The organism is Chryseomicrobium excrementi (assembly GCF_002798305.1).
GTDB classification, from domain to species: domain Bacteria; phylum Bacillota; class Bacilli; order Bacillales_A; family Planococcaceae; genus Chryseomicrobium; species Chryseomicrobium excrementi.
Map to the genome: position 1 here is coordinate 21,519 of NZ_PCGR01000004.1, position 26,968 is coordinate 48,486.

The window sequence follows — 26,968 nt, forward strand, 5'->3', positions numbered from 1 at the left end:
ATCTTCTTCATGGGAGCCTATTTGTTCTACATCGATCTCTTTACTAAAGCCAACTGGACAAATATGCCCGCAATTTCCTCACAAAAAAACTCCCCCAATTGGAGGAGTGATTAACTGTGTTGAGGTTTTGGAGCTGGAGGCGCTAACGCTTTCAGCATTTCGAGGCGGGACTTTGTCTTAGTTACTTTCACACCTAGCTTTGCAAGATTCGTCATTAACTGTTTGACGTCCATTTCTGTTGCCACTATACCTCACCCTTTCTTACGATTTGTATCGCACCCGTCCTAATTCTTGATTCCTTCTTATTGTACCACTATATTGGATTTTTAAATCTTTCAATTTTGTTACAATTGTAGAAAAGATGTAAACGCTTTTTGGAAGTTGAGATGTTTCGCTTTACTTACCCTGCATGGGTATCTTATAATGACACTAATCCAGACACGAGGTGATTCTATGGAAAATCTTCAGCCGCTTCCAACTATGAGAAAAACGCATCATTCTCCTGAGACGAAACGAAACTTAACGGTTCGACTGAATCGGATCGAGGGACAGATTCGTGGTATCAAAGGTATGATTGAGCGAGATGCTTATTGTGATGACATCATCACTCAAATTTCTGCTACACAAGCTGCCTTAAATAGTGTTGCTAACATTTTATTAGAAGGCCATTTAAAAAGCTGTGTTCGGAATAAAATGTTAGCTGGCGATGAAGACATCCTGGATGAATTGCTCGTAACTGTTCAGAAACTCACCAAAAAATAAGGAGGAATTCCAAATGATTCAACCTATTAAATTACATGTTGAAGGTATGACGTGCGGTCACTGTGTAAAAGCAGTTCATGACCGTGTTAAAGCTTTTGATGCAGTGGATGAAGTAGATGTCCACTTAGAAACTGGCGAAGTGGATATTGAGTTCGATCCAGAAGCAGTTGAAATCCGTGAAATCATCGCGGCTATCGAAGATGAAGGCTATAAAGTAAAAACATTTTAATAGTGAAAATAGCTGCCACTGTGCAGTTATTTTTTCGAAAGTAATATACCCCCATAACGTATAAAGGAGGAGTCCCTATGAAAACTACTGAGATTCCCATTACCGGAATGACATGCAGCGCCTGTTCAAATCGGGTAGAACGAGGTTTATCTAAATTAGATGGTGTCAATCAAGCCACAGTAAACTTTGCTAACGAAAAAGCGCATGTCACTTATGATGAATCCGTTCTAAGTGAACGGGACATGGCTGAGACCATTGAGAAACTCGGGTATGGCGTTGCTTATGAGACTGCGGATTTAGACATTCAAGGTATGACATGTGCCGCTTGTTCAAGTCGTATTGAACGTGGACTCAACAAATTAGATGGTGTCTCTACAGCTTCAGTCAATCTTGCGTTAGAAACAGCTCGCGTCAGTTACAATCCTGCAGAGCTTTCACCAAGTGACTTGGTCAAAAAAGTAGAAGCTCTCGGGTACGGCGCAACTCTCCCTGAGGAACACGAGCATGTAGATCACCGAGCTGAAGCCTATAAACATAAAAAACGATTGTTTTGGCTATCTGCTCTTCTATCGTTACCGCTTTTATGGACCATGGTCGGGCATTTCTCATTCACTCAGTGGATGTACGTGCCGGAGTTCTTAATGAATCCTTTTGTTCAGTGGGCTCTTGCAACTCCTGTCCAGTTTTATGTGGGTGCTATGTTCTATAAAGGAGCCTATCATGCCCTTCGCAACGGAAGTGCCAATATGGATGTTCTAGTCGCACTGGGCACATCAGCAGCCTACTTCTACAGCGTGTATCTGACGTTAAGCGGCGCGGCACATCATCAAGGTCTGTACTTTGAGACAAGCGCTGTGCTCATCACGTTGATTTTACTCGGCAAAGTCTTTGAAGCTCGCGCAAAAGGCCAGTCTTCTGAAGCAATCAAAAAACTAATGCAGCTGCAACCAACTACAGCTACTGTTGAACGAGACGGACAGCTTCAAGAAATTGCAATTCATGATGTTCGCCAAGGCGACATTGTAGTGATCAAACCTGGGAACCAAGTACCGGTCGACGGAAAAGTCGTTTCAGGTACGTCATCAGTCAACGAGTCTATGTTGACCGGTGAGAGCTTGCCTGTAGAAAAAGCTACTGGTGACTTCGTCTACGCTGCAACGCTGAATGAACATGGCTCCCTTCGGATGGAAGCAACGGGAATCGGAAAACAAACGATGTTATCCTCTATCATACGTGTAGTTGAACAGGCTCAAGGCTCGAAAGCTCCAATCCAGCGCTTAGCAGACAAAATCTCTGGAATTTTCGTTCCTATCGTTGTAGGAATTGCGGTCATCACTTTTGTGGTGTGGTACTTTATCGTCTCTAATGGCAATTTGGAACAGAGTTTAGTAAGCACTATCGCAGTGCTTGTTATCGCTTGTCCATGTGCCCTAGGTCTTGCAACACCTACTTCCATCATGGCAGGATCCGGTAGAGCTGCTGAGCTTGGTATTCTGTTCAAAACTGCAGAAGCCATGGAGCAAACAAAAAATATCGATACGATCATACTTGATAAAACGGGTACGATCACAAAAGGTGTGCCGGAATTAGTTCATATCGACACGGCACCGGGGTATAACGAGCAAGACGTACTTGCATTAGCTGCGGCGGCAGAACAAGGCAGTGAGCACCCCATTGCACGAGCTATCACCACGGCCTATACAGGGGAACTTGCAACAGCCTCTTCATTCAAAGCACTTCCAGGTAAAGGGATTGAAGCGACAGTCGAGCAATCTACTATTTTTATCGGGACACAACAGTTGCTCTCTGAAAAGGATATCCAAGGCTCGCCTTCTTCAAACGTTGCTACTTGGGAATCTGAAGGAAAAAGCGTACTTTATATGGCGGTAGATGGTCAGTACGCTGCTACGTTTGCAGTAGCTGACACAGTAAAAGAGTCATCCAAGCAAGCAATCGAACGCTTACATGCTATGGGTCTTCAAGTAGTCATGCTAACGGGTGATCAGCCTGAGACGGCAAAAGCGATTGCACATCAAGTCGGAATCAAAGAAGTCGTTGCTGGGGTCCTTCCAACTGGAAAAGCAGATGTCGTCACAGAGTATCAACAAAAAGGGCATAAAGTGGCTATGGTCGGAGATGGCATCAATGACGCACCCGCACTAGCTGCTGCAGATATTGGAATGGCTATGGGAACCGGATCTTCAGTTGCCATGGAAACAGCAGATGTGACGTTGATGCAAGGGGATTTAATGACGCTTCCGGATACGCTTGAGATGAGTCGCCTGACCGTGCGTAACATCAAACAAAATCTATTTTGGGCATTTGCGTATAACTCGATTGGAATTCCAATTGCCGCTGCCGGATTCTTGGCACCATGGCTTGCAGGAGCTGCGATGGCATTCAGTTCCGTGTCCGTCGTGTTAAATGCACTTCGCCTTCAACGTGTAAAACCTTGACCATCTCGTAACTGAGATGGTTTTTTTCTGCAAAGAAAGGGTGTAGAATAAGAAGCAGATTAAAGAAAGCAGGTCTTGTTTATGAAACAATCAATTGCCCTTTTGATGTCTGTACAGTTTTTTGTCTATTTGGGCTTCGGAATCATTATTCCAGTGCTTCCTGAGGTCATTCTTCAGCAGAACTATTCGGAAGTGCATGTAGGGGGTCTGCTATCCATCTATGCGCTCGCTTCTTTCTTTACGGCTCCGTTATGGGGGAAGTATTCCGATCAGACCGGAAGAAAGAGACTGATCTTAGTTGGACTCTTTGGGTTTAGCTTAAGCTTTTGGATCTTTGCTTTTTCATTTGATTCACTGATACTGCTCTATCTCTCTCGCCTAGTCGGAGGACTTTTCTCGGGAGCTCTTTATAGTGCAGTTACCGGGTATGCATCTGACATCTCTACTGAAGAGACGCGCAACAAGTATTTAGGATTACTAGGCATGTCGATTGGTTTAGGATTCATCTTTGGTCCAGCCATCGGAGGGATTCTTGGAGACATCTCTCTGCAATTGCCATTCACCGTCTCTGCTACTCTCACGTTAGTACTCATGGTCTATGCTCAGATTATTTTAAAAGAACCTGAGCGTGTAGGTGAAGCCAACAAACGACAACTGCTTCCTAAAGGTGCCAGTTCCTTGTGGAGTTACCGAATCAAGTATTTGTTCGTCTTTTCATTTGTAGTAACATTCTTGCTTGCAGGTCTGGAAGCAACATTCCAGTTGTTTCACATTGAACGGATCGAGATTACGCCTCTGCAACTTGGCTACCTGTTCTTATTCAGCGGCTTAGTAGATGCAGTCGTTCAAGGCGGCATTGTTCGTCGAATTAAGAACGGGACGGAGACCACTTGGATCATTTGGTCCCAAGTGATTGCAGCTATAGGACTTGCACTCACTTTCTTCACAACGAGTCTCGTCATGGCAGGCATCACACTCTGTATCTTTACTGCAGGAAATGCGCTTGCTAGAACCACTTTGGTGGCATTAACCACTAAAGAATCTGGAGGGAACTACGGAACCGCTGCTGGTGTTAGTTACTCTATGGATAATTTAGGACGCATTATTGGTCCATTAACATTTGCTTGGTTGTTCACGCAGCTTCCGGATACATTATATGTGATATCAGCCGTGCTTTCCCTTGCGAGCATTGCATTGATTGTCTTGTTCCAAAAAAACAGCAAGTCATTACGCACAGCTCCTGTCATTGAAAACAGCTAGCCCCAATCGGGACTAGCTGTTTTTTTATGAAGGTTGCACTTCTTTAGGTACTACTTTGTTCTTTTTCTCCAACAACTCTGGATGTGCTCGGTGTAAAATCGCCGGTCTTGCTAAGTAGAGCACTGCCCCAACCAGAGCAACAGCTGAAATCAAGAAAATCGGTTCTGGTGGGAATACATCGAATAAGAAACCGAACAAAATCATGCCGAACGGAATCAAGGCAATTGCAAATGTTTCAAGAAGAGCAAAGACACGTCCTTTATAGTCATCATCAATCGTCTTTTGGAAATACACTTGCATCGGTGTATTTGTGAAGATGACCATGACACCTTGTATAAACATGATCGCAATGTAAAACACGAGCATTTGCATGTAACTTACCGGAATGAGTAAAGGTACTGTAATGGCTGCAAGCATAATACCTAAAACCAGAATTCCTCGTTTTGAAATTAAGAGCGGGAACTTAAAATCTTTTCTCGCTGACAGGTAAATAGATGTCACAAGCATTCCAATTGCAAAGGCTGCTTCTGTGAAACCGAAGTGCTGTGCCGACATTTTCAATTGATCTATCAATACATAGGAGTAGCCGACTTGAAACGCTCCAAAAATGAAGTTTACTGCTAATGCAATGATCATGAGAGACATCAGAATCGGTTGTTTTCTCACGTAAGCAAGGCCCGCTTTCATATTATCGAGCATCTTTTCTTTTTCTTTGTCTTGTTCAATCGATTCTTTGCGTTTAGAATACAGGGTGAAGTTCATTGTAGACTCTAGAACAACTGCAAGCGCAGAGGCGCAAGCAAATACAATCAAGAACACTTCTAAAGAAACGGTTCCGTATAAAATCCCTCCCACCGCTGGACTCGCAATAGCTGCAAACGAGATGGACATTTGGTTTAGGGACATCGCTTTTTGGATACGGGGTTCATCAATCAAGCTAGAGATGGAAGAACTGAACGCAACTCCTGAGAAAGTAGAAGCCATAGCCAGTATCGCTGTTACTAAATAGATGGCTGGCAATGATAGGCCAAATGCCATCATATAAACAGTTAAACCTACAATCGTCAGTACTATAGTAAGCTGAGCTAAAATAACAATCAGTTTTCGATTGTACTTATCGACTACATAGCCTGCAAAAGGTCCCAAGATGGCACGAGGCAAAATACTAAAAATCAAGTTCATTGCAAAGCTTGAAGCGGAGCCTGTCAGTTGCAAAATGTAAAAACTAATGGCAAAAGTGTAAACTGAAGCACCAAACGTACTGATCATCTTGCTTACTGTGAATGTCCACAGATGCTGGGTGGCTTTTCGAACTTTTAACGCCTCATTCATGAGGGTACCTCCTCGATTGTTTAATTTTATTAAACAAAATATATCACGTGTTCTTCTTGATTGCAAGCATAAAGTTTAATATAATTAAACTAATTAGAAATGAGGGATGATGATGACTCTTGGAGAACGAATTCGCTCGTTACGTAAAGAACGAAAAATGACGCTTCAGCAATTAGCTGGCACCGCTATCACTAAAGGGATGCTCAGCCTGATTGAAAACAATAAAGCAAAGCCCTCTATGGAGAGCCTTCAACATATCGCCACTATGCTTGAAGTACCGGTGAGTGACTTATTAGAAGAATCATCGTCTTCAGAGAAGAAAAAAGTTGTGAAGCGCGCGGAGGATTTATTCTCAGAAGTGGATTACATGAAGCCCGCGACTTTTGATCCGATTCTAGAAACAATTGAACCTTTCCTAACCTCTCTTACAAAAGGCTATATGGATGCACGACTTTTAGACCTCTATAGTCGAGCTGCTTACGAGAGAAAACTTCCAGACTGGAAGACATATAGCGATAAAGCCATTCAACTTTATGATGAAATCCAAGTCTCTCGTCGTGCTGCTTCTTTGAGACTTTACCGCATCTCTTGCAAATTTAGAGAAAAGAACTATCATGAAGCACTCGAATTGTTAGAAAATGAACGGAAACAGATGGAAGAATCATCGTCTTGGACAGACCCCTTGTCACGACTCGACTTTGATTACACAGGCGCCGTCTTTTACTATGCTGTCGGAGAAAAAGAAAAAGCTTTGAAGACAATGCATGACGCTATCGCCTTTTCAAAAAAACAAAAAGTGTTCTATCGACTGGATCATCTTTACCGATTAGCGGTTATCCATGCCATGATGGCTGGAGATTTAGAAGAGGCTGAACTTTACATCAACCGTCTTGAAGCATATGCGATGTTTACGGAAGATGAAGAAATTTGTACATTCAACCGTTTCATTTGGATTCACTATTACACAACATATGCACACGATTATGAGAAGGCACAAACTTTAATGGATGAATTTCTTGAAGAATCTACCAAACCAGTTGAGGAGCTAGATTTTGAACGCGTGGAGATGGCAAAGATTGCCTACCATATGAAGCGAGTAGAAGAAGCCAAGGAACTACTTGAACATACAGAGATTCCTGAAATCATCAGTCACCCAATTGACTTAAGCATGTTCTCGGAACGCGATTATTATTTAGCCAAAATCTATGAAGAAGAAGGCCGTACAAAAGAAGCTCTCCACCTAGTACAGGCTTCTTGGAATGACCTGCAACATTATCCAGAAACTCCTTATCAAAGAAAAATGAGCGAACTGCTTACCACTTTAAAACAAAAAATGAGCTAGTGTCTGATCAGACACTAGCTCGTTTTTATTAGTAAGACTCTACTGTTTGTTCCGATTGTGGTTGGTTGTAGACAGTTTCATCTAACTCTCCAGTCACTTTAGCAGTCGTGACACCTGCAGTCATAGCTCCACTTACGTTCACTGCTGTACGTCCCATATCGATAAGAGGTTCAACAGAAACAAGAAGTCCAGCTAGCGCTACTGGTAAATCTAGAGCAGATAACACGAGGATAGCTGCAAATGTAGCTCCCCCACCGACTCCAGCAACTCCAAATGAACTGATAGCAACAATTCCAATGACCGTCAGAATGAATCCGACATCGAGTGGATTGATTCCGACTGTCGGTGCAATCATGAAAGCAAGCATGGCTGGGTAAATCCCTGCGCATCCATTTTGTCCAATAGATAGACCGAAAGATCCGGAGAAATTCGCAATTCCTTCAGGTACACCTAGCTTATGAGTTTGCGTATGAATATTTAGTGGTAAAGTACCCGCACTAGAGCGTGATGTAAAAGCAAACAACAGTGCCTCAGATGCTTTTTTCACGTAAGTGATCGGGTTAACTCCTGAAATCAACAGAATCAAGAGGTGAATGATGAACATAACAGCCAAAGCTGCGTACGAAGCAAGAACAAACTTCCCTAATGTATAAATTGCTTCAAAATTTGAAGTGGCTACAGTACGAGCCATAATGGCTAGAATTCCGTATGGTGTTAAACGAAGTACGATGCGAACGATTCCCATAACCAGTTCATACAGTGCATCGATTCCTTTTTTCAATACGGATGCCGTTTCTGGAGAACGACGGACTACAGATAGATACGCAAATCCGATGAACGCTGCAAAAATTACAACCGCAATTGTAGATGTAGGACGAGCCCCTGTTAAGTCTAGGAACGGATTCGCTGGAAGAAGACTTAGTAATTGGTCCGGAAGTGTCTGATCAGCTACTTCTGCAGATGATTCTTCAATTGCCACTCCACGAGACTGTTCCGCTTCTCCACTAAAGATTTGATCTGCGTTCAAATCAAACAGCGCTGCAGATGAGATACCAACAGCTGCTGCTACTGCAGTCGTACCGATTAAAATAGCTAAGATAATGGCTGCAATCTTTCCTAATTGATTTCCAAGCTTCAGCTTAGCAAATGCTCCAACGATGGAAATGAAGACTAAAGGCATAACAATCATTTGTAGAAGGCGGACATACCCTACACCAATGACATTGTACCAAGTTGATGTTTCCGTTAAAATTTCTGAATCTGAACCGTATGCAAGGTTAAGAATAAGTCCTAATGCAATACCAAAACCTAATGCGGTGAATACACGTGTAGAAAATGATTTATTTTTTCGCTTCATCCAAACTAAAATCCCGACAAGTACAAGCAAAGCGACGACATTTAATAAAACAAACACAGGCAATTTCCTCCTTATTTTTTCAAGATGTATCCTATTCTATTCTTTTAATTCCAACCTGTAAAGTAAGAATTACTGAGAAACTATATTATTTTTAGTTCATTCGCTATACTGAATGTAAAGACAATCATTGTAAAGGAGGGGTCAAGATGACAGCCACACTCTTTAGTGTTGCCGCTACCGCTATCATTATTTTAAATATTTTCTTAGCCATCGCTCTAATTTTTTTAGAAAGACGCGATGCGAGTGCAACATGGGCTTGGATAATGGTCCTATTCTTTATTCCTATTTTAGGGTTTATTATCTACTTGTTTTTCGGTAGGCAATTGCGAAAGAAAACGCTCTTCCGCTGGGAGGGTAGAAAAAAAGTGGGTATCGAACAGCTGATCAACTACCAAAAAACTGCTATTGAAGAAGATCGTTTCGAATTTCGTCTCGACGATGCTCATAATTATAAAGATCTGATCGTCATGCACTTGAACAATAATCAGGCCGTGCTGACTCAAGACAATGCTGTGACAATCTTCAATGACGGTAGAGAGAAATTCGACTCGTTACTTGAGGATATGCGACAAGCAAAAGACCATATTCATATGCAGTACTATATTTTACGTCTCGATAATCTAGGAACGGAAATCTATAACGTGTTACTCGAAAAAGCAAGGCAAGGCGTGAAAGTCCGGATCCTCTATGATGAAATGGGTTCTCGTACTTTACGAAAACGTCATTTTCGTGAGTTGATTGAGTTAGGCGGGCGCGTAGAAGCCTTTTTCCCAGCCATCTTCCCTATGGTCAACATGCGGTTGAATTACCGGAACCATCGTAAAATCGTAGTAATCGACGGACGAATCGGCTATATTGGAGGGTTTAATGTCGGGGACGAATATTTAGGGCTTGATAAAAAATTTGGCTATTGGCGGGACACGCACCTTCGGATAGAGGGAAGTTCCGTGCACCCTTTACAGACGCGTTTCATCCTTGACTGGAATCAAGCGTCGTCCGATCATGACATCGAATATGATGAGCGCTACTTCCCTGCAATTCCTATGAAAGGTTCTGTTGGGTTGCAAATTGTTTCTAGCGGCCCTGATGAAGAATGGGAACAAATTAAAAACGGCTATCTGAAGCTCATTACTTCTGCTAAAAAATATATCTATATTCAAACTCCCTACTTCATTCCGGATGCCAGCTTTATGGATGCACTTCGTATTGCTGCATTAGCTGGTATTGATGTCCGGATTATGATTCCTAATAAACCGGATCATATCTTTGTTTACTGGGCTACTTACTCACATGTTGGAGAATTATTGAAGGCCGGAGCAAAAATTTTCATTTATCAAAATGGGTTCTTGCATACAAAGATGGTCGTCATTGATGACGAAGCCTCTACTGTGGGCACCGCAAACATTGATGTTCGGAGTTTTAAATTAAATTTTGAAGTGAACGCTTTTATTTATGACCGAGAAACTTCGCATCAATTAGCACTTTTATTCGAGGAAGACATGACGTATTCTACTGAGCTTACGCGAGAAATTTATTTGAACCGTACTCGGTTGATCAAAGCGAAAGAATCTGTAGCTCGCCTCCTCTCTCCGATATTATAAAAAGCTGCTCCAAAAACGGAGCAGCTTTTCTTATTGTTCAATATATTCCTCTACTGTGAGGCCAGATTCTGTTAGCTCTTTTGCAAGCTCTTTACCTAAATAGCGGAAATGCCATGGCTCGTACATATAGCCCGTAATTTTTTCTTTTCCTTTCGGATAACGCATGATAAAACCAAATTTATGTGCGTTACTCGCTACCCACTTCCCTGCTTCAGTCTCTCCAAAGCTTTCACGGGCATAGTGTTCTTCAAAATTCTTCTCTCCGATATCAAAAGCTAGCCCAGTCTGATGTTCAGAATGTCCAGGGCGCGCACTATAACGGTCTGCCGCCTCTTGCCCATCATTTTTAACATAGCGTTCATACAACTCTTGTTGTCTTTCAAAAGAACGATACCCACTAAATGCCACTAATTCAAACCCATCCACTCGTGCAGCGGCTGCCATTTCTTCAAAAGCAGCTCGTGCATCCTTACTTTCTCCCGGAGCATAGTCTGCGGGAAGAGGGTATTGTTTGCTAGCCATTAAAATTCCTTTTATTACAGTCGGTTCTTGAGGGAGAGTTTCATTGCCTTCATATCCTTTAGCACCCGACCGATCAATTTCCGGTTCAGGAGTTGGCTCTGGTTGTTCAGGTTCTGGTTCTGGTGTGACTACCTCTTCAGGTTGTGGCTCAGGTGAATCTACTTGTTGTGAATCATCAGGCGTTGTGGCGGCAGTCAATTGAGAAAGGTAGCCTGTCTGTTGTGCCCAAATGGCACCTCCAAGGATCAGGATAGCTACTAGTGCACCGACGATCCATGGCCATTTTTTCTTTTTAGGGGGTTGGTACATATTCATGCGCGTATTCATTCAAAGCCTTCTTTCCTGTCTACAAAAGTACTTTAAGTGTATCATGTTCTACCGAATAATTCTTCCTTTCTCGGAAGAGTGGCGTATAATGAAAGAATTGAATGGAAATGAAGAATGAGGGATGAACAACATGAATTCTCAAAAATGGATGTCAGTCCAATTTTTTATCTTTTTCTTTACATGGGGTGTTTTCCTTCCCTACTGGACAGGTTACTTGACGAATGTTAAAGATCTTTCCGTCGCATCAGCGAGTGTCATTATGGGAGCTGGTATGATAGCTCGCGCTTTCTCTACATTAATCTTGTTCCCCGAACTGACAAAACGCTATAGCATCCACTTATTTTTGCGTATGCTTGCCATTGGATCTTTAGCTACTTTCGTACTTTATATCCCGCTATCCTCATTTACTATGCTTTTGTTGATTACCATTTTGTTTAGTCTGGTCTATCCCAATCTCTTACCAGCTATGGAAAGCTCTGCTTCCCTATTGATGCAAAAAGATCGAATCCATTACGGAAGAAGTCGTTCTTTCGGTTCTGCAGGATTTATGGCAGCGGTGCTTGTGATTGGATTTGCGACAGCAAGATACGGCGAGCAAGCCATACTCTGGGTGATGATCGGGGCATTAGCTTTTGTTGTACTTGCCACTGCTTTAAAAGCTCCTACAGCTCTAATCGATAAACCAAAAAAAGAACACCAAGTGAGCACTTGGCAACTCGCAAAAGTATTACTTCAACAGAAAGAATTTTTGATTGCTCTTACAATTGTTATTTTAATACAAGGCTCTCATGCCTCCTACAATTCGTATAGTTTTATCTACCTCCAAGATATTGGCGTTAGCAACTCATGGATCGGGGTCATTATCAACGTGGCTGTTTTGGCAGAGATTGTGTTGTTTATGCTGGCGGATCGAATCTTTGGAAAATCAAAAGTGCAAACTATGTTTATGATAGCCGCTATCGGTGCCACGGTTCGGTGGATTGCGATTTGGTTATTCCCATTTGCATCCGTTTTTGTAGCCACTCAAGTTCTACATGCGATCACATTTGGACTTGCTCATTATGCATTCATCCAGTTCATTGCACGTACGTTACATAAATCGTCCATTCCAACTGCACAGGGTTTATATGCAGCGTTTGCAATGAGTCTAAGCAGTGCGTTACTAACTTTTATGGGCGGATACTTGTACGACTTACAACCTGGACTCGCGTTCCTGGGAATGGCGGTATTTTCAGTTCCAGCAATTATTTTGATTCTAGCTCAACGCTCTAAATTACAAGCATAAAAAAATGTGTGATCTCCGCTAAGGAAATCACACATTTTTTATAGAACAGTTAGTACAAGTACCCCGATGAAAGCAACTGCAAAAAACACCGCCATTCCTTTCATCCACTTTGCTTCCTTGTCCATCCCACGTTCTTTAAATGTAATCGCTCTATAACTGTTGGTAAACAAAAACACAAGCGTCATGAACAACACAGCTAAATTTAGAGAACCTTGAATAACAAAATAAATGGCAAGCGCACTAGAAACGACTACTGGAATTCCAAAGAGCCAATTTCTCATTCGCGACGGGAGTTTTTCGCTCATGCAGCGTCAACTGCCTTCTCAGGATGTTGCGAGTAAAATTTTCGTCCCAAGTATGTTTGGAAGATTAAGAGCAATCCACCGACTGTCCAATATAGCGGCAATGCAGCCATAGATGTAAAGGAAATTAGCATGATCATGATTGGAGAAATCCAAATCATAATTTTCATCTGTTGCTTTTGTTGCTCTGGAACTGTCCATAAGGACACTTTTGCTTGCAAGAAGTATACTACACCTGCAATCAATGTCATGGCAATATCAGGAGAACCCAGACTATACCATAAAAATTCATGTGTCTTCACATCTACTGAATACAAAATTGCGAAGTAAAGACCCATTACAATCGGCATTTGAATCAAGATTGGTAAACATCCCATGTTCAATGGGTTGACGTTGTGCTTGCGATACAAACCCATCATTTCTTGTTGCAACGCCATTTGCTCTTCTTTTGATTTAGCTTCTTTCAAGCGTTTTTGAATATCATCCATCTCAGGCTTCAATTTATCCATTTTCAGTTTCATACCTTGTTGCGATTTATAGTTGCGCAACATTAAAGGCATGAGTATTAGACGAATAATCACTGTGATGGCGATAATAGCTAAACCGTAACTTCCATTAAACAGATTCCCAAAGTAATCGAGAGCCCAGTCAAATGGACGAACAAAAATTGAATAAAACGTACCTTCTTTATTTTCCACACCAGAACATCCGCTTAGGAAAATAACAGTGGCCACTAGCAATGCGGCCAAACTCCATTTTTTCTTCACATTGGTCACCTTCATTTTTCAAACTATCCCTACTATATACTAAAACTTCCCTATTAATCAAACGCTAATAGGGAAGTTCACTCAGTTGACACTTTCTTTAAATGTAAATTGGAAAAATGTTGTCGTCGGTTGATCACGGAATTGCTTAGGTGTCACCGTAGTATATTTCTTAAAGATTCTTGTAAAGTAGGACTGGTTGCAGAAATGGAATTGATCCGAAATGTCCGAAATGGATTTGGACGTATGACGTAAAAAGTATTGAGACTCTTCCACTTTTCGAATATTCAAGTATTCTACAAGTGTGATCCCTGTATGCTCACGGAAAATTCGAGATAAATGACTTGTGCTAATGGCAAAACGTTGTGCGATGGCCTCTACAGATAAGTCACTTTCGATTTCGTCATTTATGTACAAAATCACTTTATTTACGGTTTGATGATTGAATTGCGGTTTTGTCCGTTCAGATAGCACATGAACATAGAATTCGATCAACTCTTCTCCACACTGCAAAAAGAGAACATCACTCATCCGGTTATCTATAACGTCCATACACGATCTACTAAATGCAAACGCTTTGACTGCCGGTACTTGACTATCAATTAACTTTCGAGCCATCGTAGCTGCCAAATGAATATAAAAGAGACGTGCTGCTCGAATCATGTCTTTACCAGTTAACTGGCTCAGCGCGTCTATAATAAGGCGTAAGCGCTCTCTTGCTTGTTCTAAGTCTAATGTCTGCATGTCATGAAACATTTCTTTTTCCAACATGAAATACCGCTCTGCCAGTTCATCATGAGAAGAGTCAGCACTATTTTCAATGAATGAATTGGAGAACGCTTCTAAAAATAATTTGTCTGAGGAAAGCGGATTTTTATGAATTTTAGTGAGCATATGATTTAACCTCGTTTTCTTAACCACTTAGTATCTATTTATTTTAAACCATAATGCTCACTTAACCAATACTCTTTACTAATTATTTTCCAATTTTTCCGGTACTAGGACACGAAGATGCTGAGCAAGCACTTGAATATCTACAGGAGTACAAGTCCCTTCATCCCCATCCACATTACAAAAGAGCTCTTGACTCGTCTCAATGTGGACTTTTTTAGTGCGAATATAAGTAACACCATTATCGTCTGCTAGTTTGCCTTGTAGAAGTTTTGTGCCTACTCTCAAAAATCCAGGGATACCCGATTCATGAATAATAAACACATGAAGGAATCCATCATCCACTTCAGCATCTGGAGCTAGTTTTTCAAACCCTCCCACTGAATTTGTTAAAGCAATCAGCACAAGAGTCATGTCTCCTTCCCAATCCCCGTCATCATGAACGATCTTCATAGAGACTTCATTATCTTGAAGAATAGCTTTAGTCCCTTCTAATAAGTACGCTAGAGGGCCGAGTCTAGTTTTAGATTCAATAGACGTATCTGCTACTTTAGAGGCGATTTCACCAATAGCAACGATGTTCATGAAGTAATCAGTGCCTAATTTCCCAATATCGGCCCGTTGTTCTTTACCCGTTTTAAGAGCTTCAATGGCTTCTTCAGGATCTAATGGAATGCCTAATGCTCGTGCAAAATCATTAACTGTGCCGAGGGGAATGAATGAGAACAAAGGCATATGTTGTTGTTCTGCAAGACCATTGACGATTTCATTGATTGTTCCATCTCCCCCCATGCCAACTACAAAATCAACTTGGTGTTCACAAGCTTGTGTCGCAAAGCGAGTAGCATCTTTTGGACCCTGTGTCTCTTTTAAATCTACCTCATAGTCCATAGAATTTAAGACATCTACAACACGGTCCTTATATTCTGTTGCTAATTCTTTGCCTGAAGAAGGATTATAAATCAACACTGCTTTTTTCATAAACAGTCTCCTCTACATTTTTTCTACAAAAAAAGAGCTACGAGAGCTCTCTTTTTACTGATGGTAATCTACTTCTTTATTTGAAACGTCTGTTTTTTCTTTTTTAGAAGATTTGTCCTGAACTTCTTCGTTATAATATTGAACACTTGTCATGGCGCCTTCATCCACCATTTTGTTATCATCTACGTCTGTTGGATCAGGATGACCAGCAGTACCATAAGAAGATTTCTTTGTTGAATTTTGATCCATGTATGCGTTGTATTTTGTTTTTAAATTGTTGAATTGCACCATTGCCTTGTCGCGATTTTCCTTTTTGCTGAAATATGCGTATGCTGCTGCTGCAAGCCCTGCCACTACTAAACCTGAACCATTTGATTTTCTAGCCATTGTATTACCTCCAATTAGTATGAGTCTAATTCTATAATCTAGTAATACCCTGTTCGAGAAGACTTTAATCTATACATTTTATTTTTTCATCATATAGACGTGAGGAATGCCATCTTCTAGAAATTCTTCAGAGATGGTTGCAAAACCAAAAGCCCCATAATAGCTTTGCAAATGCGCTTGAGCACAAAGACGAATTGGCTGCGATCCGAATTGATGTTCTGCAGCAAGCAATGCTTGCTCCATCAATTCTTGTGCCAGTCCCGTTCCGCGATGATCTTTCCTAACAATGACTCGGCCTATAGAAACTTCTTCGTATTTCCCACTTGGAACGACTCGGCAGTAAGCAATCAATTCTTGTTGTTGATAAAAGATATGTAGAGAGTCTTGATCGTAATTATCGATGTCCGGATAGACACAGTTCTGTTCGACAACGAAGACATCTGCACGAAGCTTTAGCAGTTGATACAATTCATCAACCGTCAATTCATGAAACTTTTTACATGTCCACATGGTTCATCTCTCCTTTTTTCTACTTAATTATGGCATAAGCGGTAGCCAGAGAACCAGAATTTTGATATGCTAGTTGAAATAGTTTCGAGGTGATGGCTGTGATCCGATTAATGACTGAACAAGATATCCACTCTGTACGGCAAGTCGCTCAAGCCAGTTGGGACGAAACGTACGGCTCTAGTTTTCCAATAGAAAGTTTGCAGGACTGGTTTGAAAAAAACTATTCTACACCTATGCTCTGCAAACAAATAGAAAAGACACATATGTTTGTAATTGAAGAAGAGGCACAAATCATTGGATTTGCGAGCTTTACACAAGTTGATGAAGATGGCGACAGCGAGCTCACAGCCCTCTACATTTCTCCTGAACATAAACAAAAAGGGTACGGCACCTTATTAGTAGAAAAGGGTATCCAAGTGTTACAACAAAAAGGACTGAACCTATTTGTTTATGTAGAGAGTATGAATACGGCTGCAAGGACTTTTTACGAAAAGCTTGGATTTGAACTAGTCGAAGAATTTGATGAATACTTTGAAGGCTATCCAACTACAACGGCACAATATTTATTCCCATTGAAAACTCCCACACTCATTTAAGAGGTGGGAGTTTTTTCTCTTATAGAGGACGATTCGGCTCGTAGTAATCTAGATCGTCTGGATGGTGACCTTGAGAAGCGGAAGGTGCTTTTCGTACAAAGGACATGATTGCTGCGATGTACAATAAGATCGATGTTAGAGATAGAATGAAAGCAAACAATCCTGCAAGAATAAAGAATACTCCGGCTAGTTTTGGATTTCTATTTTTAGAAATAAAGACTAATGCCAAGATGTTGAAGATCAAGCTAATGACTAATACGACAACAGCCGCCCATCCAAATACACTGATTGCACCCAATCCTTCAGAGAGAAATTGAGAGGCCATTTCGGCATCCTCAGCTGTTAATGATGGATCATTCTGCATTTCTGTAATTACATCTTGCTCAAATTGCCCCATTAATTCTGGGTCATCTAATGCTGCGCTACCACTTGATACAGCGATAGCTAATAGAATAACGGAAATCGCCGTAAATACTGTACCAATTACACCTAAAACCAGTTCTCCTGTGCGTGAAAACTTCATAGTTCTTCCTCCTCGATTCGTTGTGCACTTTGTTATACGGACGAGTAGTGAAAACGTTTCAAGTTTTTTAATCACATTTAAAAATAGGACAAAAAAACTAGATTTAATTTTTCAACCTCGGGTAAACATAGACTAAGCAACTATACAACAAGAGAGGATGAGAAAAATGGAAAAGAAATTAGTATTTTCACAAGGAGATTTTCTATACACATTGGCAGGTGCTTCTGCATTAACTGCTCTTGTGGTGTTCTTCATATGATGATTAGAAACTGTGGAGATAAATAAAAAGGCAATCGAAGTTCTAGTGAACCCGATTGCCTTTTATTTATGCTTTTACATCATCATATTCTTTGTACCGATCAAATGCGGATACTACATAAGAGCATACAGCATCCATTTTGTAATCATTGTCACGTGCATATTCTGCTGCACGGTCTAAGAGTTTCTTGGCGACTCCTCCACCGCGGAGTTTTGGCGATACAAATGTATGATCCATCACCATAATATCCCCTAGTAAAGTCCACGTGATTTCTCCTACCTTTTCATTTCCTTCACGAACTTGATATGCAAATACATCATTTCCTAATTCCGTAAATTGAAAATCCATGAATCACCACTCCTTTTTTACAGTCTATCATATTTTCTCCTTAGAACGTCAATGGACGCAACTTCGATTCAATTTCTTCTCGACGACTTTCTAAGAAGGGCGGCAAAGCCAATCGTTGTCCTAAGGTTGCCTTATTCTCATCAACTGCAAAGCCCGGTTCATCTGTCGCTAGTTCATATAATATGCCGTTTGGCTCTCGAAAATAGATGGACTTAAAATAAAACCGGTCAACGAGACCAGATGTTTCAAAGCCTGCCTGCTGCAAGCGTTCTAGCCATTTCGGATAGTCTTCCATATTGGGAATTCGAAAAGCCACATGATGGACACTTCCTCTCCCCGGACGCTCTACTGGAAGATCATCACGAGTATGAATATGCACTTCACCGGCTGGACCTCCAAGTCCAGTCTGAACAACTATTACATCCGGCTGCCCCTGCACGGAGGAAGGGTAACTTCCTGCGTATTCAAATCCCAAAACAGAGGTCAGAGTGCTTAGCGTTTTATCAGCATGACGAACCGTAAGATAACTTGGACCGAGACCAACTAGTGCGAACTCTTTAGGAATATCGGGATGCTCCCAGGGTTCCCCGTAAGGTATCCCTTCACCTGGATCGACGACAAGGTGTAAACGTGAGCCTTCAAAGTCTTCAAAGTACAAAACACTTCTTGAAAATGCCTGAGCACGTTCCAGTACGGGAACATCGAATGATTTTAACCGTTTTCCCCAAAAATCCAACGCTTTCTCAGAACGCACACGAAATCCGGTGTTAGAAATACTAGAGACTCCTGGATACGTTCTTCCTGCCATTGGTATATCAAAATAGGTCATATCTGTACCTGGCGTGCCTTCTGCGTCTGCATAAAACAAATGATAACTGCTAGGAGAATCTTGGTTTACACTTTTCTTCACTAGTCGCATACCAAGAATGTGTGTGAAAAAATAATGATTGTGAACGGCATCTTTCGTGATAGCTGAGACGTGGTGAATACCTGCTAAATGCATAGGAGTTCCCCCTTATCTTGAATTCGAGATACATTGAGTGTACCTTACTTTTCAGCAAAAGAAAAGAAACACCGCTAGGGTGTTTCTCGTTTAGTTGAATAGAGAACGTATAGAGGAAATCAAGTCATTGAAGAAGTTTCGAACTCCGTTCCAAAAGCCTTCGTTTTCAGCGATCGAGTCAATCTGATCTTGAATAGACTTACTCAAATCCTCTAATTGAGATGACCATTGACTAAAATCGATATCTAACTGACGGATGCGGTCCATCAAATCGATTAGTAATTGACGATCTTGTTCTGACAGTTCAATTTGTAAGTTACTTAACTGATCATTTACAATTTGCTCAACATCTTCACGTGTAGCCGGATTTTGTTCTGCAATCTGCTTTTTGATTTCAGTAAGTAGTTCGCTTACCTTTTCTTGATCAATTCCGGCTTCTTCTGAAAGAACTGTAGCAACAGATAGTTCTTCATTAGCTACATCTGTGCGTTCAGAATCCAGCTTTTCTCCAGAGGCTTCATATGCTTTATAAATTCCGACTAAAGCGGAATGCCCGGTTACAGGACTCGGTGCTGCCACTTCTACTGTTGCGTTCTCAATACCAGCTGTCAACATCGCATTGGCATACATATCGTTTGTTACTTGTGTGATGTTATCAGGTGTCACAATCGAGATAACAAGACCTTTTCCTTCATCCGTACGTGTGATTTTTGCTGAAGAAAACATACGCGCTGAAGGATTTCCGTCTTTGATATACGTGGCGAGATCCTCACCTGTTACTGTAATTTCTTCCACAGTAGAAGATTCTGAGACGTTCAACGCTTTTTGTACACTTGTCTTTTGCTCTGCCGTCAAGTTGGCACCGTATACCACAATCGGTACACCTAGTTTTTCATCTATGACTTCTTGGTTTTCTCCATCCGCAAATGCGGTGAGTGGAACAAACAGTAAAATTGCTAGTAACGTAATTAGTAATCGTTTCATTAGACTACCCCTTTCAGCATATTAAACGTTCCAAGGAGCAAAAGGTTTCCTTACAATTTAGAAAGCGTCCACCCGTCTTGCTGCTCGATCTTCCCGTCTTTCATTAGTTTACCGAGAGCACGTTTAAATGATGCCTTACTCATTGAAAACATTTCTTGAATCTCATCTGGAGTGGACTTGTCACCAAACGGCATTTTGCCTCCAACAGATTGCAAATAACGCCAAATCGTTTCTGCGTCATCTGATAGGCGTTCTTGCTTGCGAGGGAGCAACGAGCCATTCAATGTTCCATCTTCTTTAACTTCGATAATACGGACTTTAACTTCCTCTCCTAGGCGAGGTTCCTCTAGACGTTCAGACTGATGGACGAATATGCGGTACATGCCTTTAGCAGACAGTAAGAAAGTTCCTACTGGTAACAATCGGTAGGCACGGGCTTGAATATCACTGTTATATACTGTTGAAGGTGCTTCTACATACAACTCTTCAATCTTCTCTTCTGTAGCAAGGCGTCCTAGTAAACTTCCTTCTCTATCCGTACGCAAAGTCATGAATAGACAATCACCTGGTTGTGGCCAAAGCTCACGTAGTTTCGGAAGATCTTCTGCTTTTACAACTGCTGCTTGACTTCCACCAATATCCACTGTTGCACCGTCGCGATCCGTCACTTTCACTACTTTTGCCCAGCCATACGTTCCTTTTCGAATAGCGGGGATGTGCCCACTTGCTACCGTGTTGCCTTTGCGGTCACGGTATGTAAAAACAGAAACTTCTTGGCCTTCTTCCCATTCTGTTGGTGCTTCCGATTCATTAATAACCACAGGGTCTTTATCGCCTGTCACAGCGACCCATTTGGACCCTTCTTTTTCTAATAATGTAACCTTTACTACTGCAGCAATTTCTAATTCAGCCATACGAGAGCCCTCCTCTAATCTTCTACTTTACTATCTGAGCGGAATTGCTCTAATTGGATTTGAAGCTCAGGGTGTTCTTCAAAGAACAAAACAAGCTCTGCGATTCGATCAATCGATTCCCAACTCAAATGATGTTCAATTCCTTCGACGTCCTGATAAATCAATTCTTCCGATACACCGGCAAGTCGTAGGAAGTTTTCGAGAAGGTCATGACGCTTCACGAGTTTTTTTCCTAATTTATTACCTTTTGGGGTCAATGTTAAACCACGGTACTTTTCATAATGCAAGTAGCCGTCTTTGTCGAGCTTTTGCACCATTTTTGTAACGGATGAAGGAAGGACTTCCAAAGCTTCCGCGATATCAGATACTCGTGCATACCCTTTTTGTTCGATCAATTGATAGATTTGTTCAATGTGGTCTTCCATACTTGGTGTTGGCACTTGCGTTCTTCCTTTCCTACTCAGTTCTTTAAGTTTACTACACTCACCGAGTAGCGACAAACGACTAAATAATTTCGCTCATAGGTTTGAGGCTTTTTAGGCTAGGGTATCCTAATACTAGCCAAGCAAATTTAGTTTATTTAGAAAAGGAGGTGTCTCGTATGGGCCGCATTTTATGGTTAGTGATTGTCGTACTTATTGTTATTTGGTTATTAGGATTCTTATTAGATTTCGGTGGTGGTTTAATCCACACCCTACTGATCATCGCTGGTATCATTTTCGTGATTCAGCTGGTGATGGGAAAACGGTCTCTATAGAAAAAGCCGCAGCTAAATGCTGCGGCTTCTTTTTATGCTTTTTTAATAACCATGATTGGAGTTACGATATGAATCTCAATCTTTCACTACCGCATCATTCATGTATGGATGAGCATGAGACGTCGTTTCCCAGGGTATCAGAGGTTCTGCGAGACCCCGCAGGAGCCTGCGACGAGGAGACTTTCAGGTGCTTCCCTTAAAAATGGCTTCTCGTATAAGAAACATAATAATTGTATCAATAGAAACTCCAAAATGCGGTCTATTTATCTAGTGAATTCGTGAATAAATACACGTATCTGCAAAGTCTTTTGAATCCGCCTTGCGAGCATTTCTTCGAAGAATCCCCTCTAACTGATACCCACACCGCTCAGCAACGCGACGACTCCCTTGATTGTCATCATCGCAGCGAATCTCAACACGTACCGCTTGCAGCTCATTAAAGGCAAATTCCGTCAGCATCTGTACTGCCTCAGTGATATACCCTTTTCCTTCATAGCTTGAGCGCAACCAGTAGCCGATCTCAAAACGGCGCAATTCCCAGTCGATGCGGTGGAAGCCTGTCGAACCAATAAAATTTCCAGTCTCTTTCTCAAACAAGTGCATACGGAAATCTTCTTGTGTCACATAAGCAGCAATCGCTTTACGTAGACTTGCTTCTGTCTCTTCAATCTTGGGAGGATGCTGTGCCCAAATCATCCACGGTTTTAGCGTTTCCATACTTTCTGAAATAGCTTCCCAGACGAGTGGAACGTCTTCAATTTTTGGTGCTCTAACTAAAAGACGTTCTGTTTCAAGTTGTTCCGGTACATAAGGCTTCTGTGTCTGTTCATTCACAGCCATCATTTCATCCCAAGCGACCGGAGTCGAGGTCCCTTTCAAGAAATCCTCTCTCGTCATCCCGTAGGTGACAGCGTCATAATACCGGTCTTCCTTAGGAGAGAACCAAGCCTGTCGGAGTTGAGCTTCTTTGACAAACCCCGCTCGCTCAAACGTTTTGCGCATTGCTACATTGTCTAAGCGAGTATGACCCTCTAAGCGAATTTTCTTTTCTGGTAAAGAGAAAACGTATTCCGTCACAAGCTTTAACGCCTTGGAGCCATAGCCCTTCCCTCGAGCCGTTTCGGCGATTCGTAGATCAAATAACGGAATCTCATCTTGTAAATCATGGATTTTGACGATTCCTACTTTTTCAGCCATGTCGTTCTCGACCCAAAACGTTTTGACTTCATCGGACTCGTAACCACCTTCTCCGATTGTCTTTTCAATCAATTCCCGTTCAGGTGTTGCATTTCCATGGAACGGCCAAGAGTTGGTCGTCAAAAAGTGTATGAGTTGTTCCTGTTCTTCCATTGTCCATTCTGTAAGCCGCATAGTGCCCTCCTAATACCCTCTGTTGTCTACTGCAAAGCGTACCTTGATTGAGGCAATTTTGCAATGCTTAGCCCATCATTTTGGTAGGAGTTCTAATGTATACAATTCCTTATATTCCCCCATGGTAGAAGTTTCATGGTACGATCCTTCGGCCCAATCATCTACTTGACTGTGGAACCAGTCCGACTTCATATGGCCACTCTGTCCAGGTCCGACAATGTGATACGCGGAAGATAAGTCAGCGAGATCTGCAACAAAACGCCACGAAGCTCCGTGCGTCACTTCTCCTTGTTCATTAAAAGCAGCGGCCTGCGTAGTAATTCCAGATCCTCCGATTGGAACAGGCTCCGGATTTAAGAACCGTGCAAGAATTGGTGATGCACCAGATAGCGGATGGTCAAACGTCAATAAGTGCTCATCTCCCCAGTTCCATTCCATATAGTCTTCGCCATGTTTCTCTTTCATCTCTTGCATCATTTCTAGGAAAGCAGCTTCTAGCCAAGCGTCTACTCCTCCTGCCTCTTCGACCCAAGCACTTGTCTCACCGTCGGCATAAAGTTGTAACATCTGGTCTGTTATATTAGCTTTCCCTGGCATCATGTCATAGATGTCTTCAGGAATGTCTTCTTCAAACAAGACATCCGGCAGTTTTTTCATCCACTTATGGAAAACGAGCGGCTGCATAAGGTCTTTATCATCCACTTGGTTCCAACTGCGCATCTCTGCAATCAAATCCTCGTAGCCTGCTCCGGTCTCTGTTGCTTCTAATGATACTAGCATTTGATCTAAGAACCGCCGTGCTTGTAAGTTCTGCTGATCCATCTGTAGGTCCATCATGTCCTGCACCGTTAGTGACTCGTTGTCACGTAGCACTTCCGCTATTCGCTCATAGCGATACGATTGTGCCCAGAAATCCGTGATGTGGTACGGGTAGCTCTCATCGACCACTTGATTGTTTGCAGTAGCGATGAACCCTTCCTCTGGATTCACGATAGTTGGCAACTCATCATATGGCACATAACCGTCCCATCCATAATCAGAAGAATCTCCAGGCACAGGCAGTTGACCATCTCCTTGTTTGCGAAGTGGCAAGCGCCCATTTGCTTTATATGCGATCGTTCCGTCTTTTGCAGCAAAGACAAAGTTTTGCGCTGGTGCGTGGAACTGTTCAAGAGCCGATTCAAACTGATCCCAGTTCGACGATTTGTTCATCTCTAATATGGCTTGAAGTTCTTGAGTCGGCTCTAAAGCTGTCCACTGCATTGAAAAGACCGCTTCTGGGTCTGACTCCTCGTAAAGAATGTCAGAAATGACAGGACCATGACGCGTCACAACTACTTCAAATGGAACGGGATCTTGGTCTTTGACAGCAATCTCGTAGGAGCGGACTTCTGCATCCTCCCACTCTCCGTCATACGAGAACTGATACGGGTTATCTGGGTTTGGTTTTTCTATATATAGATCCTGAACATCTGGCCCGACATTTGTCACACCCCAAGCCACGTCGTCGTTGTGACCTAAAATGATTCCTGGAATCCCGGCAAAGATGACCCCACTCACATTTTGTTCAGGTGATTGAAGATGCATCTGGTACCAGATGGACGGCGTACTCAGTCCTAGATGTGGATCATCTGCTAGGAGCGGTTGTCCACTCTCCGTCTTGTCGCCCGATACAACCCAGTTGTTGCTTCCGTTAAATGGATGCGGCATGACGTCTAAAGGGAACTCTGCTCCCACCTGCACTTTTGTTTGTTTGTTAGCTTCTAGAATTGCCGGGTCGTCTTCCGGATAGGTGATGAACAATTCTTTTGCTTTGTCTTCCTCTAAGTTTTGCAACGCCCAGTGGCGAATGGCAAGTGTGGACCAGTTTCCACCTAGATCATACGCCATATATTTTCCTATTGTTAACGAATCTACCGGTGTCCAAGGCTCTGGTTTATAACCAAGTAACGTAAACTCATAGCTTAATTGCCCTTCTTCTTTTGCATGTGTGATGAAGTCGTTGACGCCTTCTGCATACCACTCCAAAACTTGCTTAGCTTCAGCGCTGTAGCCTTCATATGATTTTTCAGCCGCATCTCTCAGACTGAAAGTTAAAAAAAATTGATCAGTAGAAAGTGCAGCTTCCCCTACCACTTCTGAGAGTTCTCCACTCGCTTGTCTACGAGCTAAGTCCATTTGGAACAAACGGTCTTGTGCTTGCACAAATCCTTGAGCACGGTACAAGTCCGCATCGGATTGTGCCTCGATATGAGGAACCCCTTCTTCGTCTCGGGTAACCGTGACAGGTTGTTCTAAACTCGTCAAGTCGAGTTCCCCTTCAAGCTGCGGCTTTGAGTTCGCGATAAACCAGTTTAGTCCAAGAAATGCGATGGCGACCACAATCACGATCCCAATCACAATGGTCAGTAGTATTTTATATCCCTTTTTCATGTCTTTCTCCCCCTTATACGTAGGTATTCGCTATGTTCCGACATATTCCTTCTAGGCACGAAAAAAGCCAGCCTCAAAGTTGAGACTGGCTGTAGAGATTACTTCACTTCTTCTCCCACTATTTTCACTTCAAGCTCTAGGTCCACACCAAACTTTTCTTTTACAGTTGATTGAACGAGTTGAATCGTCTTGATGTAATCCGTAGCTGTAGCATTGTCTTTATTGACGATGAATCCTGCGTGCTTCGTCGAGACTTCCGCACCACCGAATCCTTTTCCTTGCAAATCACTGTCTTGAATCAGCTTCCCAGCAAAATATCCCGGAGGACGTTTGAAGACACTTCCTGCTGACGGGAATTCTAAAGGCTGCTTAGATGTGCGTTGGTGCGTCAGATCGGCAATTTTCTCATCGATATGGACTTGTTCGCCGTAGCTAAGCTCAAACTCAGCAGAAAGTACAAAGTACCCTTTTTTAGAGATGACGCTTGTTCGGTATCCAAGGTCTAGGTCTTCTTTCTTGAGAACCAATAGCTCTCCTTGAGGGGTCACTACAGTACACTGTTTGATGACGTCTTGAATCTCACCACCATAAGCGCCAGCATTCATCACCATAGCACCACCGACTGTTCCAGGAATCCCACAAGCAAATTCAAGACCCGTCAGACCTTCTTTTGCTGCAAGTTTCGAGACTTCAATGATCGCTGCTCCACTTTCCGCGTAGACATGTGTATTTGTAATTGTGACTTCACGAAGCTTCGTAAGCTGAAGCACGATTCCTCTAACACCACCATCGCGTACGACCATGTTGGAACCGTTACCGAGTAGCAATAATGGGATGTTATATTGTGCTGCATAATTGATCACAACGATTGCTTGTGCTTGAGAATCCGGAGACACAAACACATCTGCCGGACCTCCCATGCGAGTAATCGTATGAAGCGATAGGGGTTCATCTAGTTTTACTGTATGTGCAGGCAATACTGCCGAAAGTTCTTCAAACCATTTTTGTTTAGACAAAGAAGACAATCCTTTCTATTTAAACCATTTTTGTTACGTCCATTGTTGGGACCAGCTTTCAATCCCCTCAATGACTGGCCGGAGGGCAAAACCTTTATCTGTTAAAGAATATTCAACGCGAACTGGTACCTCCGAATAGATTTTCCGTGTGACAAGCCCTTCCATCTCGAGCTCTTTTAACCGTTCCGATAACAAACGGCCACTAATCGGCATGGAAGACTCAATTTCATTAAACCGTTTAGAGCCATTTAACAATTGATAAATAATTAATGCCGTCCAGCGTTTTCCAAGCAAGTCCATGGCATTGGAAAGGCGAGGGCAAAGTGCTGTTTCTTTCATCATACTCACTCCTAATTTACTTAGTATAAAAAAAAATTGCAAAAAACGCAAAAAACA

Annotated in this window: 29 protein-coding genes; 9 read left to right on the forward strand and 20 right to left on the reverse strand. The window is 42.2% G+C overall.

The window, feature by feature from the left end; genetic code table 11:
* Positions 1 to 110: 110 nt before the first annotated feature.
* A complete protein-coding gene (locus CQS04_RS14010) occupies positions 111 to 245 on the reverse strand; it encodes an Lmo0850 family protein (RefSeq protein ID WP_281257851.1) in 135 nt (44 codons plus the stop codon).
* A gap of 208 nt (positions 246 to 453) precedes the next feature.
* Here CQS04_RS14010 and CQS04_RS11115 point away from each other — a divergent pair, with 208 nt between their 5' ends.
* The 4 genes from CQS04_RS11115 to CQS04_RS11130 all read left to right on the forward strand — a co-directional run bounded on the left by CQS04_RS11115 (position 454) and on the right by CQS04_RS11130 (position 4,707).
* Entirely contained in the window at positions 454 to 762 is a 309-nt protein-coding gene (locus CQS04_RS11115) for a metal-sensitive transcriptional regulator (RefSeq protein ID WP_100354199.1), read from the forward strand.
* Positions 763 to 775: 13 nt separating this feature from the next.
* A complete protein-coding gene (locus tag CQS04_RS11120; protein ID WP_094943223.1) occupies positions 776 to 991 on the forward strand; it encodes a copper ion binding protein in 216 nt (71 codons plus the stop codon).
* A 77-nt stretch (positions 992 to 1,068) separates the two neighbouring features.
* Positions 1,069 to 3,447 (forward strand): heavy metal translocating P-type ATPase, encoded by a 2,379-nt coding sequence (locus tag CQS04_RS11125; protein ID WP_100354200.1) that lies wholly within the window; start codon positions 1,069 to 1,071, stop codon positions 3,445 to 3,447.
* A gap of 81 nt (positions 3,448 to 3,528) precedes the next feature.
* Entirely contained in the window at positions 3,529 to 4,707 is a 1,179-nt protein-coding gene (locus tag CQS04_RS11130; RefSeq protein WP_100354201.1) for an MFS transporter, read from the forward strand.
* Positions 4,708 to 4,731: 24 nt separating this feature from the next.
* On the opposite strand, the gene CQS04_RS11135 is transcribed toward CQS04_RS11130, so the two are convergent.
* Positions 4,732 to 6,039, reverse strand: a complete 1,308-nt coding sequence (locus CQS04_RS11135; protein WP_100354202.1) for an MFS transporter — start codon at positions 6,037 to 6,039, stop codon at positions 4,732 to 4,734.
* A gap of 112 nt (positions 6,040 to 6,151) precedes the next feature.
* Between CQS04_RS11135 and CQS04_RS11140 the strand changes: the two genes are divergently transcribed.
* Positions 6,152 to 7,381 carry a helix-turn-helix domain-containing protein gene (locus tag CQS04_RS11140; RefSeq protein ID WP_165775523.1) on the forward strand — a complete coding sequence of 410 codons (1,230 nt, stop codon included), beginning with the start codon at positions 6,152 to 6,154 and terminating at the stop codon, positions 7,379 to 7,381.
* 28 nt (positions 7,382 to 7,409) lie between these two features.
* Here the strand turns inward: CQS04_RS11140 and CQS04_RS11145 are convergent, their stop codons facing one another.
* Positions 7,410 to 8,801: an L-cystine transporter gene (locus CQS04_RS11145; RefSeq protein WP_174688399.1), complete on the reverse strand. Its 1,392-nt coding sequence runs from the start codon at positions 8,799 to 8,801 to the stop codon at positions 7,410 to 7,412.
* A gap of 143 nt (positions 8,802 to 8,944) precedes the next feature.
* On the opposite strand from CQS04_RS11145, the gene cls reads away from it, so the two are divergent.
* A complete protein-coding gene (cls, locus tag CQS04_RS11150; RefSeq protein WP_100354204.1) occupies positions 8,945 to 10,399 on the forward strand; it encodes a cardiolipin synthase in 1,455 nt (484 codons plus the stop codon).
* A gap of 30 nt (positions 10,400 to 10,429) precedes the next feature.
* On the opposite strand, the gene CQS04_RS11155 is transcribed toward cls, so the two are convergent.
* A complete protein-coding gene (locus CQS04_RS11155; RefSeq protein WP_245858807.1) occupies positions 10,430 to 11,248 on the reverse strand; it encodes a M15 family metallopeptidase in 819 nt (272 codons plus the stop codon).
* A gap of 148 nt (positions 11,249 to 11,396) precedes the next feature.
* Here CQS04_RS11155 and CQS04_RS11160 point away from each other — a divergent pair, with 148 nt between their 5' ends.
* Positions 11,397 to 12,533: an MFS transporter gene (locus CQS04_RS11160; RefSeq protein ID WP_245858808.1), complete on the forward strand. Its 1,137-nt coding sequence runs from the start codon at positions 11,397 to 11,399 to the stop codon at positions 12,531 to 12,533.
* 38 nt (positions 12,534 to 12,571) lie between these two features.
* On the opposite strand, the gene CQS04_RS11165 is transcribed toward CQS04_RS11160, so the two are convergent.
* The 6 genes from CQS04_RS11165 to CQS04_RS11190 form a co-directional block, all read right to left on the reverse strand.
* Positions 12,572 to 12,838 (reverse strand): hypothetical protein, encoded by a 267-nt coding sequence (locus CQS04_RS11165; protein WP_245858809.1) that lies wholly within the window; start codon positions 12,836 to 12,838, stop codon positions 12,572 to 12,574.
* On the reverse strand, positions 12,835 to 13,602 hold the full coding sequence (gene yidC, locus CQS04_RS11170; RefSeq protein ID WP_100354206.1) for a membrane protein insertase YidC: 768 nt from the start codon (positions 13,600 to 13,602) through the stop codon (positions 12,835 to 12,837). Before yidC ends, CQS04_RS11165 begins: the two co-directional genes overlap by 4 nt.
* 81 nt (positions 13,603 to 13,683) lie before the next feature.
* Positions 13,684 to 14,493 (reverse strand): helix-turn-helix domain-containing protein, encoded by an 810-nt coding sequence (locus CQS04_RS11175; protein WP_100354207.1) that lies wholly within the window; start codon positions 14,491 to 14,493, stop codon positions 13,684 to 13,686.
* Positions 14,494 to 14,571: 78 nt separating this feature from the next.
* Complete coding sequence (locus tag CQS04_RS11180; protein WP_100354208.1) at positions 14,572 to 15,471, reverse strand: diacylglycerol/lipid kinase family protein; 900 nt, start codon at positions 15,469 to 15,471, stop codon at positions 14,572 to 14,574.
* A gap of 54 nt (positions 15,472 to 15,525) precedes the next feature.
* On the reverse strand, positions 15,526 to 15,858 hold the full coding sequence (locus CQS04_RS11185; RefSeq protein ID WP_100354209.1) for a hypothetical protein: 333 nt from the start codon (positions 15,856 to 15,858) through the stop codon (positions 15,526 to 15,528).
* Positions 15,859 to 15,936: 78 nt separating this feature from the next.
* Positions 15,937 to 16,368: a GNAT family N-acetyltransferase gene (locus tag CQS04_RS11190; RefSeq protein ID WP_100354210.1), complete on the reverse strand. Its 432-nt coding sequence runs from the start codon at positions 16,366 to 16,368 to the stop codon at positions 15,937 to 15,939.
* 110 nt (positions 16,369 to 16,478) lie between these two features.
* Between CQS04_RS11190 and CQS04_RS11195 the strand changes: the two genes are divergently transcribed.
* Complete coding sequence (locus CQS04_RS11195; RefSeq protein ID WP_245858810.1) at positions 16,479 to 16,964, forward strand: GNAT family N-acetyltransferase; 486 nt, start codon at positions 16,479 to 16,481, stop codon at positions 16,962 to 16,964.
* Between the two features lie 19 nt (positions 16,965 to 16,983).
* Here CQS04_RS11195 and CQS04_RS11200 read toward each other — a convergent pair whose 3' ends face one another.
* The 6 genes from CQS04_RS11200 to mntR form a co-directional block, all read right to left on the reverse strand.
* Positions 16,984 to 17,487, reverse strand: a complete 504-nt coding sequence (locus CQS04_RS11200; protein WP_100354212.1) for a DUF4064 domain-containing protein — start codon at positions 17,485 to 17,487, stop codon at positions 16,984 to 16,986.
* 325 nt (positions 17,488 to 17,812) lie between these two features.
* Positions 17,813 to 18,094 (reverse strand): GNAT family N-acetyltransferase, encoded by a 282-nt coding sequence (locus CQS04_RS11205; RefSeq protein ID WP_094943202.1) that lies wholly within the window; start codon positions 18,092 to 18,094, stop codon positions 17,813 to 17,815.
* 40 nt (positions 18,095 to 18,134) lie between these two features.
* A complete protein-coding gene (locus CQS04_RS11210) occupies positions 18,135 to 19,097 on the reverse strand; it encodes a ring-cleaving dioxygenase (protein ID WP_100354213.1) in 963 nt (320 codons plus the stop codon).
* Positions 19,098 to 19,187: 90 nt separating this feature from the next.
* The gene (locus tag CQS04_RS11215; RefSeq protein WP_100354214.1) at positions 19,188 to 20,081 is read right to left on the reverse strand and encodes a DUF1002 domain-containing protein; all 894 of its coding nucleotides are present in this window, start codon (positions 20,079 to 20,081) and stop codon (positions 19,188 to 19,190) included.
* A gap of 50 nt (positions 20,082 to 20,131) precedes the next feature.
* On the reverse strand, positions 20,132 to 20,995 hold the full coding sequence (locus tag CQS04_RS11220; protein WP_100354215.1) for a CvfB family protein: 864 nt from the start codon (positions 20,993 to 20,995) through the stop codon (positions 20,132 to 20,134).
* A gap of 14 nt (positions 20,996 to 21,009) precedes the next feature.
* Complete coding sequence (gene mntR / locus CQS04_RS11225) at positions 21,010 to 21,435, reverse strand: transcriptional regulator MntR (RefSeq protein ID WP_100354216.1); 426 nt, start codon at positions 21,433 to 21,435, stop codon at positions 21,010 to 21,012.
* Positions 21,436 to 21,596: 161 nt separating this feature from the next.
* Here mntR and CQS04_RS13650 point away from each other — a divergent pair, with 161 nt between their 5' ends.
* The gene (locus CQS04_RS13650; protein ID WP_106408205.1) at positions 21,597 to 21,752 is read left to right on the forward strand and encodes a lmo0937 family membrane protein; all 156 of its coding nucleotides are present in this window, start codon (positions 21,597 to 21,599) and stop codon (positions 21,750 to 21,752) included.
* Between the two features lie 267 nt (positions 21,753 to 22,019).
* On the opposite strand, the gene CQS04_RS11230 is transcribed toward CQS04_RS13650, so the two are convergent.
* From CQS04_RS11230 to CQS04_RS11245, 4 genes are all read right to left on the reverse strand, one after another.
* A complete protein-coding gene (locus CQS04_RS11230; RefSeq protein ID WP_100354217.1) occupies positions 22,020 to 23,123 on the reverse strand; it encodes a GNAT family N-acetyltransferase in 1,104 nt (367 codons plus the stop codon).
* A 75-nt stretch (positions 23,124 to 23,198) separates the two neighbouring features.
* Entirely contained in the window at positions 23,199 to 25,556 is a 2,358-nt protein-coding gene (locus tag CQS04_RS11235; protein WP_100354218.1) for a penicillin acylase family protein, read from the reverse strand.
* A 98-nt stretch (positions 25,557 to 25,654) separates the two neighbouring features.
* Positions 25,655 to 26,572 carry a UDP-N-acetylmuramate dehydrogenase gene (murB, locus tag CQS04_RS11240; protein WP_100354219.1) on the reverse strand — a complete coding sequence of 306 codons (918 nt, stop codon included), beginning with the start codon at positions 26,570 to 26,572 and terminating at the stop codon, positions 25,655 to 25,657.
* A 33-nt stretch (positions 26,573 to 26,605) separates the two neighbouring features.
* Positions 26,606 to 26,911, reverse strand: coding sequence for a winged helix-turn-helix transcriptional regulator (locus CQS04_RS11245; RefSeq protein ID WP_100354220.1), 306 nt, complete (start codon positions 26,909 to 26,911; stop codon positions 26,606 to 26,608).
* Between the last annotated feature and the right edge of the window lie 57 nt (positions 26,912 to 26,968).

Bases quoted from the DNA above. Each gene is read 5' to 3' on its own strand.
- CQS04_RS11115 (WP_100354199.1), top strand. From the start codon at position 454: ATGGAAAATCTTCAGCCGCTTCCAACTATGAGAAAAACGCATCATTCT.
- CQS04_RS11120 (WP_094943223.1), top strand. From the start codon at position 776: ATGATTCAACCTATTAAATTACATGTTGAAGGTATGACGTGCGGTCAC.
- CQS04_RS11125 (WP_100354200.1), top strand. From the start codon at position 1,069: ATGAAAACTACTGAGATTCCCATTACCGGAATGACATGCAGCGCCTGT.
- CQS04_RS11130 (WP_100354201.1), top strand. From the start codon at position 3,529: ATGAAACAATCAATTGCCCTTTTGATGTCTGTACAGTTTTTTGTCTAT.
- CQS04_RS11135 (WP_100354202.1), bottom strand. From the start codon at position 6,039: ATGAATGAGGCGTTAAAAGTTCGAAAAGCCACCCAGCATCTGTGGACA.
- CQS04_RS11140 (WP_165775523.1), top strand. From the start codon at position 6,152: ATGACTCTTGGAGAACGAATTCGCTCGTTACGTAAAGAACGAAAAATG.
- cls (WP_100354204.1), top strand. From the start codon at position 8,945: ATGACAGCCACACTCTTTAGTGTTGCCGCTACCGCTATCATTATTTTA.
- CQS04_RS11155 (WP_245858807.1), bottom strand. From the start codon at position 11,248: ATGAATACGCGCATGAATATGTACCAACCCCCTAAAAAGAAAAAATGG.
- CQS04_RS11160 (WP_245858808.1), top strand. From the start codon at position 11,397: ATGTCAGTCCAATTTTTTATCTTTTTCTTTACATGGGGTGTTTTCCTT.
- CQS04_RS11165 (WP_245858809.1), bottom strand. From the start codon at position 12,838: ATGAGCGAAAAACTCCCGTCGCGAATGAGAAATTGGCTCTTTGGAATT.
- CQS04_RS11175 (WP_100354207.1), bottom strand. From the start codon at position 14,493: ATGCTCACTAAAATTCATAAAAATCCGCTTTCCTCAGACAAATTATTT.
- CQS04_RS11180 (WP_100354208.1), bottom strand. From the start codon at position 15,471: ATGAAAAAAGCAGTGTTGATTTATAATCCTTCTTCAGGCAAAGAATTA.
- CQS04_RS11185 (WP_100354209.1), bottom strand. From the start codon at position 15,858: ATGGCTAGAAAATCAAATGGTTCAGGTTTAGTAGTGGCAGGGCTTGCA.
- CQS04_RS11190 (WP_100354210.1), bottom strand. From the start codon at position 16,368: ATGTGGACATGTAAAAAGTTTCATGAATTGACGGTTGATGAATTGTAT.
- CQS04_RS11195 (WP_245858810.1), top strand. From the start codon at position 16,479: ATGACTGAACAAGATATCCACTCTGTACGGCAAGTCGCTCAAGCCAGT.
- CQS04_RS11200 (WP_100354212.1), bottom strand. From the start codon at position 17,487: ATGAAGTTTTCACGCACAGGAGAACTGGTTTTAGGTGTAATTGGTACA.
- CQS04_RS11205 (WP_094943202.1), bottom strand. From the start codon at position 18,094: ATGGATTTTCAATTTACGGAATTAGGAAATGATGTATTTGCATATCAA.
- CQS04_RS11210 (WP_100354213.1), bottom strand. From the start codon at position 19,097: ATGCATTTAGCAGGTATTCACCACGTCTCAGCTATCACGAAAGATGCC.
- CQS04_RS11215 (WP_100354214.1), bottom strand. From the start codon at position 20,081: ATGAAACGATTACTAATTACGTTACTAGCAATTTTACTGTTTGTTCCA.
- CQS04_RS11220 (WP_100354215.1), bottom strand. From the start codon at position 20,995: ATGGCTGAATTAGAAATTGCTGCAGTAGTAAAGGTTACATTATTAGAA.
- CQS04_RS13650 (WP_106408205.1), top strand. From the start codon at position 21,597: ATGGGCCGCATTTTATGGTTAGTGATTGTCGTACTTATTGTTATTTGG.
- CQS04_RS11230 (WP_100354217.1), bottom strand. From the start codon at position 23,123: ATGCGGCTTACAGAATGGACAATGGAAGAACAGGAACAACTCATACAC.
- CQS04_RS11235 (WP_100354218.1), bottom strand. From the start codon at position 25,556: ATGAAAAAGGGATATAAAATACTACTGACCATTGTGATTGGGATCGTG.
- CQS04_RS11245 (WP_100354220.1), bottom strand. From the start codon at position 26,911: ATGAAAGAAACAGCACTTTGCCCTCGCCTTTCCAATGCCATGGACTTG.